This window comes from Enterococcus sp. 3H8_DIV0648, from assembly GCF_002140655.1.
Classification (GTDB): domain Bacteria; phylum Bacillota; class Bacilli; order Lactobacillales; family Enterococcaceae; genus Enterococcus_A; species Enterococcus_A hulanensis.
The window spans coordinates 2,828,281-2,844,133 of the sequence record NZ_NGLG01000001.1 but is presented as its reverse complement, the minus strand read 5'-3'; the positions used below and the strand labels follow the sequence as shown (position 1 = coordinate 2,844,133).

General features: G+C 37.5%; 14 protein-coding genes. 6 read left to right on the top strand and 8 right to left on the bottom strand.

The window, feature by feature from the left end:
- Positions 1 to 20 precede the first annotated feature (20 nt).
- The 5 genes from gyrB to dnaA form a co-directional block, all read right to left on the bottom strand.
- Positions 21 to 1,970 (bottom strand): DNA topoisomerase (ATP-hydrolyzing) subunit B, encoded by a 1,950-nt coding sequence (gene gyrB / locus A5875_RS13090; protein WP_088934001.1) that lies wholly within the window; start codon positions 1,968 to 1,970, stop codon positions 21 to 23.
- Positions 1,971 to 3,089 (bottom strand): DNA replication/repair protein RecF, encoded by a 1,119-nt coding sequence (gene recF, locus A5875_RS13085; RefSeq protein ID WP_088934000.1) that lies wholly within the window; start codon positions 3,087 to 3,089, stop codon positions 1,971 to 1,973.
- Positions 3,076 to 3,318: a S4 domain-containing protein YaaA gene (gene yaaA, locus A5875_RS13080; RefSeq protein ID WP_010747417.1), complete on the bottom strand. Its 243-nt coding sequence runs from the start codon at positions 3,316 to 3,318 to the stop codon at positions 3,076 to 3,078. Before yaaA ends, recF begins: the two co-directional genes overlap by 14 nt.
- Before the next feature lie 233 nt (positions 3,319 to 3,551).
- Complete coding sequence (gene dnaN, locus A5875_RS13075; RefSeq protein ID WP_088933999.1) at positions 3,552 to 4,682, bottom strand: DNA polymerase III subunit beta; 1,131 nt, start codon at positions 4,680 to 4,682, stop codon at positions 3,552 to 3,554.
- Positions 4,683 to 4,948: 266 nt separating this feature from the next.
- Entirely contained in the window at positions 4,949 to 6,274 is a 1,326-nt protein-coding gene (dnaA, locus tag A5875_RS13070) for a chromosomal replication initiator protein DnaA (protein WP_088933998.1), read from the bottom strand.
- 621 nt (positions 6,275 to 6,895) lie between these two features.
- On the opposite strand from dnaA, the gene rpmH reads away from it, so the two are divergent.
- From rpmH to mnmG, 6 genes are all read left to right on the top strand, one after another.
- Complete coding sequence (gene rpmH, locus A5875_RS13060; protein ID WP_006703104.1) at positions 6,896 to 7,030, top strand: 50S ribosomal protein L34; 135 nt, start codon at positions 6,896 to 6,898, stop codon at positions 7,028 to 7,030.
- 137 nt (positions 7,031 to 7,167) lie between these two features.
- Complete coding sequence (gene rnpA, locus A5875_RS13055) at positions 7,168 to 7,503, top strand: ribonuclease P protein component (RefSeq protein ID WP_088933996.1); 336 nt, start codon at positions 7,168 to 7,170, stop codon at positions 7,501 to 7,503.
- A 17-nt stretch (positions 7,504 to 7,520) separates the two neighbouring features.
- Positions 7,521 to 8,342, top strand: a complete 822-nt coding sequence (locus A5875_RS13050) for a YidC/Oxa1 family membrane protein insertase (RefSeq protein ID WP_088933995.1) — start codon at positions 7,521 to 7,523, stop codon at positions 8,340 to 8,342.
- Positions 8,343 to 8,421: 79 nt separating this feature from the next.
- Entirely contained in the window at positions 8,422 to 9,174 is a 753-nt protein-coding gene (jag, locus tag A5875_RS13045) for an RNA-binding cell elongation regulator Jag/EloR (protein WP_088933994.1), read from the top strand.
- Between the two features lie 218 nt (positions 9,175 to 9,392).
- Complete coding sequence (gene mnmE / locus A5875_RS13040; RefSeq protein ID WP_088933993.1) at positions 9,393 to 10,790, top strand: tRNA uridine-5-carboxymethylaminomethyl(34) synthesis GTPase MnmE; 1,398 nt, start codon at positions 9,393 to 9,395, stop codon at positions 10,788 to 10,790.
- Between the two features lie 15 nt (positions 10,791 to 10,805).
- Positions 10,806 to 12,704 carry a tRNA uridine-5-carboxymethylaminomethyl(34) synthesis enzyme MnmG gene (gene mnmG / locus A5875_RS13035; protein ID WP_088933992.1) on the top strand — a complete coding sequence of 633 codons (1,899 nt, stop codon included), beginning with the start codon at positions 10,806 to 10,808 and terminating at the stop codon, positions 12,702 to 12,704.
- 149 nt (positions 12,705 to 12,853) lie between these two features.
- On the opposite strand, the gene aroD is transcribed toward mnmG, so the two are convergent.
- The 3 genes from aroD to A5875_RS13020 form a co-directional block, all read right to left on the bottom strand.
- Positions 12,854 to 13,609 carry a type I 3-dehydroquinate dehydratase gene (gene aroD, locus A5875_RS13030; protein WP_088933991.1) on the bottom strand — a complete coding sequence of 252 codons (756 nt, stop codon included), beginning with the start codon at positions 13,607 to 13,609 and terminating at the stop codon, positions 12,854 to 12,856.
- A 10-nt stretch (positions 13,610 to 13,619) separates the two neighbouring features.
- Complete coding sequence (locus A5875_RS13025) at positions 13,620 to 14,498, bottom strand: shikimate dehydrogenase (protein WP_088933990.1); 879 nt, start codon at positions 14,496 to 14,498, stop codon at positions 13,620 to 13,622.
- Positions 14,499 to 14,669: 171 nt separating this feature from the next.
- Entirely contained in the window at positions 14,670 to 15,851 is a 1,182-nt protein-coding gene (locus tag A5875_RS13020) for an MFS transporter (protein WP_254911872.1), read from the bottom strand.
- Between the last annotated feature and the right edge of the window lie 2 nt (positions 15,852 to 15,853).

Below are 15,853 nucleotides of genomic sequence, written 5' to 3'. Positions count from 1 at the left end.
AAGAGAAACTGACATCCTCACTAAATATCCAAGTTTTTAACATAGTGCGCATTTTCTTCAATAAACGCGCGGCGTGGTTCTACTCGATCACCCATCAGCATTTCAAAAACTTGATCGGCTTCGATCGCGTCATCGACACTGACTCTTAACATCAAACGATTGTCTGGGTCCATCGTAGTTTCCCACAATTGATGATCATCCATTTCACCTAAACCTTTGTAACGTTGAACGTTTGGTTTTGGTGTCGCAGGTAATTCAGACATTTTTTGTGCTAATTCTTCTTCAGCGTTCTTACCTGGTTGGATATAAGTAATGTTCTTTCCTTGTTTTATCCCGTACAATGGCGGTTGCGCGATATAAACATATCCAGCTTCCACAATTGGACGCATGTAACGATAGAATAAAGTTAGTAGCAATGTTCGAATATGAGCGCCATCGACATCGGCATCCGTCATAATCACTAATTTATGATAGCGAGCTTTTGACACATCAAAATCTGCACCAAAACCAGTTCCCATTGCTGTAAACAATGAACGGATTTCTTCGTTAGCTAAAATTTTATCCATCGATGCTTTTTCGACGTTCAAAATTTTCCCGCGGATCGGCAAAATTGCTTGGAACTCTCGACTGCGCCCTTGTTTTGCTGAACCGCCGGCAGAATCTCCTTCGACGATAAACAATTCGCATTTTTCCGGATCATTACTTGAGCAATCGGCTAATTTACCTGGTAAATTACTGATCTCTAACGCACCTTTACGACGCGTTACTTCACGAGCACGTTTAGCAGCTAATCGTGCTTTAGCAGCCAGCAATCCTTTTTCAACGATCCGACGCCCAACTGATGGGTTTTCCATCAAGAACTTCAAGAAATTCTCTGAAAACAACCGGTCTGTAACCGTTCGAACTTCAGAATTTCCAAGTTTTGTTTTTGTTTGTCCTTCAAACTGTGGTTCCGGATGTTTAATCGAAATAACTGCGGTTAAACCTTCACGTACATCCTCACCGGAAAGATTTTCATCATTATCTTTCATGATTTTTTGCTTACGAGCATAATCATTAATCACCCGCGTCAAAGCAGTTTTGAACCCAAATTCATGGGTACCACCTTCATAAGTATGGATATTATTCGCAAAACTTAAAATATTGGTATGATAACCATCTGTATACTGCATAGCAACTTCAACCGTAATATCTTGCTGCTCGCCTTCTACATAAACAGGTTCGTCAAAGATGACCGCTTTACTATGATTTAAGTGTTCAACATAACTTTTGATCCCGCCTTCGTAATGATACTCACGTAAAACAGGATTTTCTTCACGTTTATCTTCAATCGAAATTTTTAAGCCTCGGTTTAAGAAGGCTAATTCTCGTACACGAGTCGCTAACTTATCAAAATTGAAAACTGTTGATTCTGTGAAAATCTCCGTGTCTGGTACAAAATGGACAGTTGTCCCATGTTTTTCTGTTTCACCAATCACTTTTAAGTCGTCTACGACCGCGCCGCGACGGTATTCTTGGAAATAGATTTTACCATTTTTGAAAACACGAACATCTAAGGTCTTTGACAAGGCGTTAACAACGGAAGCCCCCACACCGTGAAGACCACCAGATACTTTGTATCCGCCGCCGCCAAATTTTCCGCCCGCGTGTAGAATAGTATAAACTGTTTCAACCGCTGGACGTCCAGTTTTAGCTTGAATATCTACTGGAATACCACGACCGTCATCACTGACAGTAATGCTGTTATCTTCTTCAATCACCACGTGAATATGTGAGGCAAATCCTGCTAACGCTTCGTCAATAGAATTATCCACAATTTCCCATACAAGGTGATGTAATCCTTCCGTGCTTGTTGAACCGATGTACATTCCTGGGCGTTTCCGAACGGCTTCTAACCCCTCTAACACCTGGATCTGACTGGCATCGTACTCTTGAGCACGTTCTAGTAAACTCTTTTCCTCTTCTGTCATTTACGTTTCTTTCCTTTCTATCTGTCCTTGATGGACATAAAAAATATCCGGATGAACCGTCATTTTCCCTTTAACATGATTCAATGTCGTCGTTGTCAAAAACGTCTGTACTTTGTTTTCGATAGTCTCCAATAAATGAATCTGGCGATTGTCATCAAGTTCGCTCATGACGTCATCTAATAGTAAAATCGGATATTCTCCTGTTTCTTCTTTCATCAAATCGATTTCAGCTAATTTGACACTTAATGCTGTAGTGCGCTGTTGGCCTTGTGATCCATAAGTCTGCACATTTTGTTGATTAACCTTAAATATCAAGTCATCTCGATGAGGTCCTAAAAAAGTATTTCCTTTGAAAATCTCCCGTTTGCGGTTTTTCTGCAGCTCATTTAGAAAACCCGTACGTATTTCTTCGACATTTTCACTTTTTAACGAAATACTAGCTTCATATTCGATCGCCAATTCTTCTTTTTGGTTCGTAATCTTGCCATGAAGGTCATTCGACCAATATTCTAATTTTTTAACAAATTGCAGACGGTTCGCTAAAACTTTGCTGCCAAAATCTACTAGCTGTTCTGTCAGAATATCCAGATATATTTCATCTGTCTGCTTCTTTTCAGATAATTGCTTCAAATAAAGATTCCGCTGCTTTAGAGTTTGCTGATACTGAGCTAAATCATAAAGATAGACTGGATTAATCTGACCTAATTCCATATCAATGAATCGTCGTCTGATCTGCGGACTACCTTTCACTAACGAAAGATCTTCTGGTGCAAATAAAATGACATTTAATTGACCTATGTAACTGCTCAATTTTTTCTGCTCGATATGATTAACTTTAGATTTACGACCTTTTTTGGTTAGCAATAGCTCTAATTCCAACTCACTAGTCCCCCGGTCAATCCGCCCTTTAATTTGAGCAAAATCATCCTGCCAGCCGATTAACTCTTGTTCGCTGCTGGTCCGGTGACTGCGAGTTAAGGCTAAAACGTAAATACTTTCTAAAAGATTGGTTTTTCCTTGAGCATTCTCTCCTAGAAAAATATTCAAACGGTTGGGAAATTCCAAGACAAGTTCTTGATAGTTTCTGTAATTTCTTAACTCAAGCTTATTCAGCCGCATCTTGTTCTTCCTTATTTTTGACCATAAAAAAAGTTCCTACCTCAGGAATCTCGATCATCATTCCCGGATAGAGCTTTCGGCCGCGGCGATTTTCCAACTCGCCATCTACAAATACTGTTTCTTCTGCTAGAAACCACTTAGCTTGTCCTCCGCTAGAGATCAAATTGATCTCTTTCAATAACTGACCAAGTGTCATGAACTCTGTTTCTAAAAAAATTTTTTGTTTCACATTCATCCCTCATTTTCATGCTAGAAACACCATTTTATTATACCCTTTTTTAATCGATAAAACAAATTGATTCGTTGTATTTTTCGTTTTAAGCAGTTTTAAGCTGTTTTAATTATTTCACTCAAAAAAAAGTAAAAGGTCTTAAAATCGATTTTAAGACCTTTTACCGGAATTGCGGTTTTTACACATTTTTTTCATATTTTTCAAAAAACTTGTGAAACTCGACTGATTTCTTAGTTTGTCCGCACTGGTGTAATCAATTGAATAAAGGATACTTCCCCTTCACTTGGTTCTAGAGTAAACGGACGAATCGCTGAAATAAATTGGATCTTGATACTCATGTCACCAAAAGCGCGCAAAGCATCTTTCATATAATCAGGATTAAATGAAATTTCCAGCGGATCACCGCTGACTTTTTCATAAGCTAATTCTTCTTCAACTTTACCTATTTCAGGTGAGTTTCCGTAAAGAATAACTGAATTATCTGCAATAGCTAAACGAACAATATTATTACGGCCTTCATGAGAAAGTAAGGAAGCACGTTCGATCGCTGCTAAGAATGTTGGTACAGAAAAAGTGATCTCTGTATTGAAGCTTGTTGGAATTAAACGGTTAGTATCAGGATAATTTCCTTCAAGTAAACGAGAATAGAAATACATAGATGGTGTTTTGAATAGAACTTGGTTTTCCATAATGCTTATTTCAACTTCTGCTTCTTCATCTGTTAATGAGCGAGAAAGTTCAACTAAACTTTTACCTGGAATAACGATATCAAAATCTTTATTTGCATTTTCCACAGGTACAATTCGTTGACTCAATCGATGAGAGTCAGTAGCAACAGCTAATAACTGGCTACCCGACATTGTTAAGTGAACCCCTGTTAAAATTGGACGACTTTCGTGTTGTGAGACAGAAAAAACAGTTTCTCCAATTAATTTTGTCAACATGTGGACAGGTAATTTTAATTGATTTTGTTCTTCTACGACAGGTAGATGTGGATAATTGTCTGCATCTAATCCATTGACCGTAAAATGAGCTGCACCAGATGTAATCAACACTTGGTAATTTTCTTGCACTTCCAATGTAAAGGTTGTTTCTGGTAAGCGGCGAATGATTTCACTAAAAAAACGAGCCTGCAAAACAATTGTTCCTAAATCTGTGATTTGTAATTCCGCTTTTTCATCGTCAGCGGCTAAAAAAGTTTCAATTGAGATATCTGCATTGCTTCCTGTCAAGTTCAGCCCTTCATTGCTTAACTCGATTTTTACCCCAGTTAAGATTGGAATAGTTGTTTTAGTTGAAATAGCACGTTGAACAGTTTGTAATTCTTGAATGAAGCGAGAACGATTAATTGTAAATTTCATGATGGAACTCCTTTTCAATTAATTTATTTATTTTCAAGTCACGTATTAATTTAAATAGATACTCATCACAGATATTATGAGCTTTGTTTTTAAGTTGCATTGAAAGCCGCAGGTATTTCTTTTATTTATTTAAGATAATTAAGTAATAAAAGTAGTAGGTCTTGTTAATCATGTGGAAAACTGAAACAAAAGACTGATGCCATCATCTTATTGCTTGTGGAAAAGGTGTGGATAAATAAACCTTTTCTTTTCATTATTTCCACAGGCTATCCAAGTAACAAGTTTTTGATTTCTGCAATTTCTTGTTGAATACTGCTATCATTTTTCATTAATTGGCTAATTTTTTCGTGTGCGTGAATAACAGTTGTATGATCTTTCCCACCAAACTCAGCCCCAATTTTTGGTAAGGAGCTTTCCGTCATCTCACGGGATAGGTACATAGCAATTTGGCGTGGAACAACTATTGCTTTGACACGCTTCTTCCCTTTTAAATCTTTTACTTGAATATGATAGAATTTTGCGACTTCATCTTGAATTTTACTGATAGAAAGTTGCGCATTGCTAGTTCCTTTTAAACTCTTTAAAGCATCTGCGGCGATACTGGTAGTAATATCGGCACTATTCATTGTAGCGAATGCTTGAACACGTACCAAAGCACCTTCAAGTTCACGGATATTTGAATCAATTTGTCCCGCAATATAACTTAACGTATCATCCGGAATCTCAAGATTTTCTGCTTGCGCCTTTTTCCGTAAAATAGCTGTTCGAGTTTCTAAATCCGGTGGAGTGATATCAACTGACAGCCCCCAAGCAAAACGGGAAACTAAGCGTTCTTGCAGTTTAGGAATTTCATTAGGAAGACGGTCACTAGTTAATACGATCTGTTTATTATCGTTATACAAGTTTTCAAAAGTATGGAAAAATTCCTCTTGAGTTGCTTCTTTGTCTGCAAAAAATTGAATATCGTCAACTAATAGCAAATCCACTTTCCGATATTCTTGTCTGAATTCTTCCGATGTTTTGTTTTTAATCGAATTGATGAAATCATTAGCAAAAGTCTCGCTAGAAACATATTTTACTTTTGCTTTGGGATTGATCGCTAACATTTGGTGGCCAATAGCATGCATCAAGTGCGTTTTCCCTAGACCAACACCACCGTAGAAAAAAAGTGGGTTATAAATTGATCCGGGTTCTTCAGCAACAACTAATGCAGCAGCGTGCGCCATCTGGTTCCCTTTACCAATTACAAAGGTATCAAATGTGTATTTAGGATTGAGCATCGCACGTTTCGTTGTATCTAATTTTGGTGTTTCCTCTTTTTCCACGATGCTGACAGGTGGTGCTTCATCTGGAGTCACAAATAATGGCATTATCTCGTCTCCGGTTACTTTAAAACCGATTTCTACGATTTTTGCGGCTAAATGTTTCTCCCAATAACGTTTATGTAAATCACTTGTAACTTCTATAGTTAATTGATTATTTGATAAAGTTAAGGGTTTAGCTGTCCCTACCCAAGCATCATAACTGGCAGGATTGAGGTCATTTTTATAGCTGTCCTTCAATTCCTGCCAGAAATTGTCCAATGAGGTCAAATAAGTCGCCTCCTAATTAATAAAATTCAGATAGACTTACTTTATCATTTTTTATAAAAGTTTTCCACAACCAGAAATAAATATAGTTAAATTCTTGGTTTTCCACAAAATGTATAAAAATACAAAAAGATATTCAGATAGGCGTAAAAATATATTCACAGCTTGTAGAAAAATTGTGGAAACCTTGCTTTTTCCACTAACAAATTCACAAAACTAAGCAAAAAAGCACCTTGATAGATAAATACGGAAGATAGTTATGCACAAAACTTATCCACCATGTGGACAAGTTTTCCAAGTGCTAAATTTTTGTGGGAAAAACTTTTGGAAAATCTATCCAACTTTTTTTCGCTAAAATGTTTTGCACAGGAAAAAGAGATTTATCCCCAGTTTTTGTGGATAAAAAATTTCTTCCATATTTTGAGACAATCGCCCAATTTTGATGCTCTTCTTTTTGAAAAAATTGTTGATTCGATAATAAGACGTTTAACATTTGATCAATTTGTATTCGAAAAACTGGGTATCTTGCCTGGTCTTTTTCATTTCATGATTGACAAAGTAGGGGGAGAGTCGTTATAATATTCGGGTATGTCTATGTAATGTTAGCTATGGAGGTGTATTTTAATGAAAAGAACTTATCAACCAAATAAACGTAAACGTCAAAAAGTTCATGGATTCCGTAAACGCATGAGCACTAAAAACGGCCGTCGCGTATTAGCAAGCCGTCGTCGTAAAGGAAGAAAAGTACTTGCTGCTTAAGCCACTGCCGGTCAGTGGTTTTTTTTGTATCTAAAATGATATTCTTAAGGAATTTTTCTGACAAATAAGGATGAATCCTTATTTTGAAGTATGGTATTATTGTCAGGTATAGATTTAAAAGAAACGAAGGAAACTAGATGAAGAAAAAATATCGGGTCAAAAAAGAACGAGAATTTCAAAAAGTGTTTCAAGAAGGTGTTTCTTTTGCGAATCGAAAATTCGTAGTATATCGTCTAGAACCTTCTGGTCAAAAACATTTTCGAGTAGGTTTGTCAGTCGGTAAAAAAGTTGGAAATGCTGTAACGCGAAATCGAGTGAAACGGCAGATCCGTGCTATCTTGCAAGAGTTAAAATTGGAGTTGCCGGCAATAGATTTTATTGTGATTGCACGTCCGACCACAAAAGACTTATCTCATGATGAAATGCGTTCGAATCTTATACATGTTTTAAAATTAGCCAAAATATTAAGTTAGGAAGGAAACAGATTTAGGTGAAGAAATATAAAAAAATATTATTGATGACGGGATTGCTGAGCCTCGTCTTCTTATTATCAGCCTGTGGAACAGGAGAAGTCAGTGCACACAGTACTGGTGTATGGGATCGCTATGTGGTTTATTACTTCGGTCAAGCTATTAAAGGCTTAGCTTTTGGCAATGTTGGGATAGGTATCATTTTATTTACGATTATTATCCGAATCATTTTGATGCCATTAATGCATTTCCAGACCAAAAGCATGCGTAAAACACAAGAATTGCAACCGAAAATCAAGGCGTTGCAAGAAAAATATAGTTCTCGTGATCAAGAAACACAACAAAAGCTGCAAGAGGAAACCAAAAAGTTATATGCAGAAAATAATGTGAGCCCTTACGCAGGCTGCTTGCCGCTTCTAGTGCAAATGCCTGTAATGATGGCTTTGTATCAAGCTATTTTACGAATTCCAGAGTTACGATCCGGTCATTTTCTATGGTTAAACTTGAGTCAATCTGATCCTTACTTTATTTTACCGATTCTTGCGGCAGTCTTTACTTTTGCAAGTAGCTATTTATCAAGTATGAGTCAACTTGAGTCCAATGCTTCACTAAAAATTATGAACTTTGCAATGCCAGTTATGATTTTTGTTATGGCTTTGAACTTAGCAAGTGGATTATCCTTGTACTGGGTTATCTCCAATGCATTCCAAGTAGTTCAAACATTATTAATTAATAACCCATTTAAAATCCGTCGAGAACGAGAAGAAGCAGCTCGTCAGCTTCGAGCAAGAGAACGAGCTCTGGAGAAGGCTAAGCATCCGAAGAAGAAACGTAAAAAATAAAGCTATTTAGTGGATTTAATTCGTTTCATTGCTATAAGTTAAATAATTTACATTAATTATAAATAAGGAGGTTTAGAAAATGCCTGTTTATGAAGGACCAACAATCGATGAAGCAATTTCAAAAGGATTGCAAGCCTTAGGGTTGAAGAAAGAAGCTGTTGATATTGAAATTTTAGCAGATGCAAAAAAGGGTTTCTTAGGAATGGGGAAAAAGGATGCTCGTGTTTCAATTGAAGCGATCAAGGTTGAAGAACCTGTGGTTACTCCTGATGTAACAACAAAAGAGCAAAATACCTCAAGTGAAGCAGAAACAGAAGAAATGGTACTAAAAGAAGCTTCTTCAACTAATCAATTGAACGAATTGGATGAAGAAGAAGCAACTAAAGAATTGGCAATCTACCTGACAAATGTTACTAATGATATGGGCGTGCCAGCGTTAGTCAAGATTCAACATGAAGCTAGCGGCCTAATTATCATGAATTTAGAAACTAGCAAACAAGGGATGCTGATTGGTAAACATGGTAAGATATTGAATGCTCTACAATATTTAGCACAAGTTTTTCTGCATCGTGTCGCAAAAGAAAAACTGTCAGTAGTGGTGAATGTTGGTAATTATCGTCAAAAACGCGAAGAAGTCTTAACGCGTTTAGCTCAGCGAACTGCAGAGAAAGTAAAAGAAACAGGGCGACCAGTCTTTTTGGAACCAATGCCAGCTTTCGAACGAAAAATGATTCATTCAGCGTTAAGCAAAGATGAGTATATTAAAACTCATTCTGAAGGTGAAGACCCTTATCGCTATCTGGTTGTGGAACCAGCGAAAAAATATTTCTAAACTAGAAAGTTGTGCCGAATAATTCGGTACAGCTTTTTCTTTATCAAAATTTGAGAAAGTGACGTTATTTCAGCACGTATGCTTGAATTGTCAAAAAAAATGTGCTAATCTTACACCAGAATTTTGTAGAAAAAGCAGTCAAAGTGCTCAATCTACTCCTTTAACAAGGGGTGGAGTAGGCACTTTTTTTATGTTCTTAATTAATAGGAGGAAAAAAAGTGGCAGAGATCACCTTAGAATTTGATACGATTGCGGCAATTTCGACCCCACCAGGTGAAGGAGCAATCAGTATTGTGCGCTTAAGTGGCGACCAGGCTGTAACAATAGCAGATCGTGTGTTTAGCAGCGGGAAAAAGTGTTTGTTAGATGTACCGACACACACGATTCATTATGGCCATATTATTGACCCAGCTGATCAGCAAGTGGTCGATGAAGTGATGGTCAGTGTGATGCGGGCACCGAAGACATTTACACGCGAAGATATCGTTGAAATAAACTGTCATGGCGGAATTGTGGTTGTTAATCAATTACTACAGCTTATTTTACGTTCAGGAGCACGTTTAGCTGAGCCGGGAGAATTTACTAAAAGAGCTTTTTTAAACGGCCGAGTAGATTTATCTCAAGCAGAAGCTGTCATGGATTTGATTCGAGCGAAAACGGATCGCGCAATGAATATTGCCATTAACCAATTAGATGGTAACTTATCTCATTTGATTCGGCAGTTGCGTCAAGAAATTTTAGAAACATTAGCGCAAGTGGAAGTAAATATCGACTATCCGGAATACGATGATGTGGAAGAGTTAACCACACAATTACTATTAGAAAAAGCGCAACAAGTGGGGCAGCAAATTGATGCATTGCTATTGAATGCCAAACAAGGAAAAATCTTACGTGAAGGTTTAAGTACGGCTATTATAGGTCGTCCTAATGTTGGAAAATCAAGCTTATTGAATTACTTGCTGCATGAAGAAAAAGCGATCGTGACAGAAATTGCTGGAACAACACGTGATGTAATTGAAGAATATGTGAATGTCCGTGGGGTACCATTAAAATTAATCGACACTGCAGGAATTCGAGAAACAGATGATGTAGTGGAACGGATTGGTGTGGAGCGCAGTCGCAAAGCTTTAAGTGAAGCTGATTTGATTTTATTGGTATTGAACCAAAGTGAGCCTCTTACTTCAGAAGACAAAGAGTTATTGGAAGCAACGCAAGGATTAAAGCGGATTATTTTATTAAATAAAACAGATTTGCCAAGTCAATTGTCGCGTGAAAATCTCGCAACCTATCTAAATGAAGATGAAGTTTTTGCAATTTCTGTTTTAGAAAAAGCCGGTATGGATCAGTTAGAAGAAGCAATTGCTAAACTTTTCTTTGGAGGTCAAACAGGCGAAAAAGATGCAACGTATGTATCAAACACTCGACATATTGCATTGCTCGAAAAAGCAGGACAATCATTGAATGAAGTTCGCAATGGAATTATGGCAGGCATGCCAGTGGACTTAGTTCAGATAGATATGACTCGTTGTTGGGACTATTTAGGTGAAATTGTTGGCGATAGTGTACAAGATGAACTGATTACACAATTATTCAGCCAATTTTGTTTAGGAAAATAAAGAAGGAGTTGCTACATGGAATATCAAGCAGGAAATTATGATGTAATCGTTGTTGGTGCAGGACATGCTGGTTCTGAAGCAGCCCTAGCAACGGCTCGCATGGGTCAAAAGACATTATTAATCACAATCAATTTAGATATGGTGGCGTTCATGCCATGTAACCCGTCTATTGGCGGTCCAGCTAAAGGTGTTGTCGTACGAGAGATCGACGCACTGGGCGGTGAGATGGGACGCAATATTGATAAAACATATATACAAATGCGGATGCTAAATACAGGTAAAGGTCCTGCCGTAAGAGCGTTAAGAGCGCAAGCAGATAAACATGCTTATGCGGAAGAAATGAAGCATACAATCGAAAAAGAGGAAAAACTAACGTTAAAGCAAGGAGTCGTTGATCGTTTAGTTGTTGAAGACGGTGTCTGCAAGGGAGTTGTAACTTCGACTGGAGCTGTTTATTCAGCAAAAGCAGTAATTATTACTGCGGGCACAGCATTGCGCGGCGAAATCATAATCGGAGAATTAAAATATTCATCAGGACCTAATAATTCACAACCATCGATTAAATTAGCGGATCATTTACAAGAGTTAGGCTTGGAAATCCACCGTTTTAAAACTGGAACACCGCCGCGAGTGAAGTCAGGCTCAATTGACTATAGCAAAACTGAAATTCAGCCTGGTGATGAAAAACCAAATCATTTTAGTTATAAAACACCAGATAGCCAATACTTGCAAGAACAAATTCCTTGTTGGCTGACCTACACGAATCCAAAAAGTCATGAGATCATTCAAAATAATCTACATCGTGCGCCGATGTTTACTGGTATTGTTGATGGAGTAGGGGCCCGTTATTGTCCATCCATCGAAGACAAGATTGTCCGATTCGCTGACAAAGAACGCCACCAACTCTTCTTAGAACCAGAGGGACGGCACACAGAAGAAGTCTATGTTCAAGGTTTATCAACGTCATTACCAGAAGATGTACAAAACGAGGTTTTACATTCAATTGAAGGTTTGGAAAATGCGGAAATGATGCGAACAGGTTATGCCATCGAGTACGATATGGTAGCTCCTCATCAATTACGCCCAACACTTGAAACAAAAGTAATTGAAAATCTTTATACAGCTGGCCAAACGAACGGAACTAGTGGCTACGAAGAGGCTGCCGGTCAAGGTTTGATGGCGGGAATTAATGCAGCGTTAAAGATTCAAGACAAAGAACCTTTTATTATGAAACGCAGCGATGGATATATCGGGGTTATGATTGATGACTTGGTTACAAAAGGAACCAATGAACCTTATCGACTATTGACATCAAGAGCAGAATATCGCTTGATATTACGTCACGATAATGCAGATTTACGTTTGACAGAAATAGGACATGAGATTGGCTTAGTGGGAGAAGAGAACTATCAAGCATATTTGATCAAGAAGGCGCATATTGAAGCGGAGATGGCTCGTTTGCAGTCTATTCGCATAAAACCTAATGCAGAAGTTCAAAGCTTCCTACGGGCTAAAAATAGCGCAGAATTGAAGGACGGTGTTTTAGCGAGCGACTTTTTGAAACGTCCAGAGATTTATTATCAAGAATTGTTGCAATTTATTCCTACGAATGATGAGCTGTCAGAAAAAGAAGTAGAACAAGTAGAGATTCAAGTTAAATATGAAGGCTATATCAAAAAAGCGATGGAAAAAGTAGAAAAATTAAAACGAATGGAAGCAAAACGTATTCCTGAACGAATTGACTACGAAGCTATTAACGGCCTAGCCACAGAAGCAAAACAAAAATTACAAAAAATTCAACCAGAAACGATTGCTCAAGCCAGCCGTATCAGTGGCGTGAATCCCGCAGATATCAGTATACTAATGGTTTATGTGGAGCAAGGAAAAATAGCGAAGGTAAGTGAAGGTAAGTAGCGAAACAGCATAAGATCAGGTTGATTTATTTGATAAAACCGTAATACTAAAAAAACAGACAGTTTGTACCGCCCCCAGAAGTTAGATCCAAAATCTAACTTCTGAAGGTCCTACATTCTTGTCTGTTTTTTTAGTATAGATAAAATCATTTAGCTTAACTTCAGCGTCGTTAACATTTTACGTAATTCAACAACCGGAACCTGTCCTGGTGCAGAAGCTGTTCCGGCAGAACCGAAAGTAGCGGCAGAACCGAAAACTTGACCAGAAATGCGACTGACCATACCTAGCGCCCCCATTGACATCGTAATTAATGGGACATTGGCATACTCTTCATACATTTCGCGTGTAGCGTCTAACAAGGTTAATACATCAGCAGAAGATTGCGGCATTACTGCAATCTTACAGATATCTGCTCCTTTTTCTTGCATAGAACGTAAGCGAGTGATTATCTCATTTTTTTCTGGAGTTTTATCAAAATCGTGGTTGCACATGATAATTTTAATTCCATTTTGATGTGCTAAGTCGATTGTTTCAGTAACTTTTTTTTCTGGCATGAACAACTCCACATCTAATAAATCTAAATCACCTTCCAAAATAATTACTTTGTAAAGGTTAAAGTAATCATCATCTGAAAGCTCACAAACGCCGCCCTCTTTTTTCGTACGGAAAGTAATCAGCAGCGGTTTTTCTAAAATTGCTTTCAGATTATGTGAAAGTTTAGCGACGGCTTGCGGCTCGTGAACGAGTTCAAAAAAGTCTATCCGCCACTCTACTAAGTCACAATCTAATGCATGGACTGTTTCTGCTTCTGATAACAGGTCCTCTGTAGTTTTACCTACTATTGGTACGATAATTTTTGGGAGACCTTCCCCGATTTTAACGTGGTCAACAGTTACTGTTTTCATTCTATTCCTCCTAGTCTTTAAATAGAAGATCCTTAATATAGTTGACGGGCATATCTTCTCCAGTAAATAGTTTAAATGCAGCAGCACCTTGATAAAGCATCATACCTAGTCCATTGATCGCTTTTTTGGCACCATGCTCTTTAGCGAATTTCAATAATTTTGTTTCACGAGGAGAGTAAACAACATCAAAAACAACTAAGTCTGACCGAATCATAGATGGATCAGTAATTAGGCTCATATCTTCCAATGGTTTCATGCCGACACCAGTCGCGTCAATATAAATACTACTCTCTGCGATAGATTTTTTGAAACTCTCTTGGTCGGCTAGATCAGTTACAGTTGCCCGACAGTCTGTATTTTCGTTGATTTTACGTGCCGTGTCTTTAGCATTTTCAAAAACAGCGTCATTAATATTGAAAATTCGTAATTCTTTAGCGCCATCAAAAGCAGCTTGGATGGCGATAGCTGTACCAGCTCCGCCGGCACCTGTTAAGGTAATGATTTGGTCTTTCACTTCGACGCCCTCATCCTTTAGCGCCTCCATTGCACCTATTCCATCTGTATTGTACCCTACCAAGTGTCCTTTGCCATCAATATTTGTAACAGTGTTAACTGCACCAATTAAAGAGGCCTCGGGAGAAACTTCGTCTAGATAAGGAATAATAGCCTGTTTATTAGGCATTGAAACATTTGAACCACGGATACCCAAGGCACGAATCCCTTGAACCGTATCTTTCAACTCGTTATTACCAACTTCAAATGCTAAATAGGCATAATCAAGTCCTAACTTAGCAAAAGCTTCGTTATGCATTGTAGGAGACATGCTGTGGCGGATGGGTGTTGCAATCAAGCTAATTAATAAAGTGTGTCCAGTAAGTCTTTCAGTCATTTGTAAATTCCTCTTTTCAATTTATTTGTTCAACAATTCTCAATCAAAGCGTTTTCTATTTTTTCTTCTTATGAATTAAATCACAATTGATTATACCCATTTTAGAATTTAATTCGATGGAAAACTAATGCTTTATATTGATAAAATCAATAAAGCGAATAAATAAAACGATTAGCTTAAGACTAATCGTTTTACTAATTTATTGTAGCGATGAACGATAACGAGTGAAGCAATCAACCCAATCACGTTTAAAAGAATAACGAACCAAAAAACATAAGCGATACCTTGTTCACTAAGTATGCCTGTAATGTAGGGTGTAACCATAATAGAGACAGAAGTTGCTAGTGAATAATAACTAGTGCATTTGCCTTTCTTTTTAGGAAACAGTTCCAGCATCAAGGCTAACCCCAACTGCCAAATACCGCCAGCGGCAAAAATTCCAATGCAGATAGCTGCTGCAATGACTGTAGCGAAACTTGGATAAATTAGCATCAAGAGCAGCGATATCCCCGAGATCAAAAGACAGAAACTGATAAACTTAGGAATATTGATCCCTTTTTTTACTATACCCGAAGTAAAGAATACTGAGATAAATGATCCCGTGCTGTAAAGGCTGACGAAAATCAAACTATTTTCATGAGAAACAATCTGCATACTTTCAGCATATTGAGGAATCCATAAAATAAAAATATTAAATAATGAGACGGAAACAAAAGAAAAAATCAATAATGCAATTCCGTCTATTTTAAATTTTCCACGATTTTTAGGCGTAGGAGCTGTTGTAATGTCCATATCCTTTTTTATGAGCGTTGCTGACTTCGGGAAGCGAGCAAAAAGCAAGTAAAACATATTAGCGAATAAGCACAATGCACATAGGATAAACGGCCACCCAAAAAATAGATCATGTTGCAGTAAATAACGTGTAATAAAGGGTAATAGAAATTGACCAAGAGAGATAAAAGCTTTGTTTAAAACACTTAAAGAACTATTTACCCGTTCATCAGGATAAGCTTCAACTAATGTCGGATAGGTACTAGTATCAAGAAAGGCATTGCTGACACCACCAAACATAGCTAAGAAAAACGCTAATTTATAGTTAGGACTAAGAAGCATGCCGCAAAAGAAAATCATATAAGAAGCGATAGCAATTAAGACTGTTTTTTTTCGTCCGAATTTATCTGAAATGTAACCAGAAAAATATAAACTTAAAATTCTTCCCAGTCCGATAGCACTCATGACTAACGTGACTTGAGCGGTGGAGGCTTGCCAGTGTATTTTTAAATTTGCCATATTTTGAGATAAAATAATAGCAGCCATTCCTTGAAAAATATAATTAAAATATAAACTAGAAATTA

Coding starts and splice junctions, on each gene's coding strand:
- rpmH (WP_006703104.1), top strand. CDS start 6,896: ATGAAAAGAACTTATCAACCAAATAAACGTAAACGTCAAAAAGTTCAT.
- A5875_RS13025 (WP_088933990.1), bottom strand. CDS start 14,498: ATGACTGAAAGACTTACTGGACACACTTTATTAATTAGCTTGATTGCA.
- recF (WP_088934000.1), bottom strand. CDS start 3,089: ATGCGGCTGAATAAGCTTGAGTTAAGAAATTACAGAAACTATCAAGAA.
- mnmG (WP_088933992.1), top strand. CDS start 10,806: ATGGAATATCAAGCAGGAAATTATGATGTAATCGTTGTTGGTGCAGGA.
- rnpA (WP_088933996.1), top strand. CDS start 7,168: ATGAAGAAAAAATATCGGGTCAAAAAAGAACGAGAATTTCAAAAAGTG.
- gyrB (WP_088934001.1), bottom strand. CDS start 1,970: ATGACAGAAGAGGAAAAGAGTTTACTAGAACGTGCTCAAGAGTACGAT.
- aroD (WP_088933991.1), bottom strand. CDS start 13,609: ATGAAAACAGTAACTGTTGACCACGTTAAAATCGGGGAAGGTCTCCCA.
- dnaN (WP_088933999.1), bottom strand. CDS start 4,682: ATGAAATTTACAATTAATCGTTCTCGCTTCATTCAAGAATTACAAACT.
- jag (WP_088933994.1), top strand. CDS start 8,422: ATGCCTGTTTATGAAGGACCAACAATCGATGAAGCAATTTCAAAAGGA.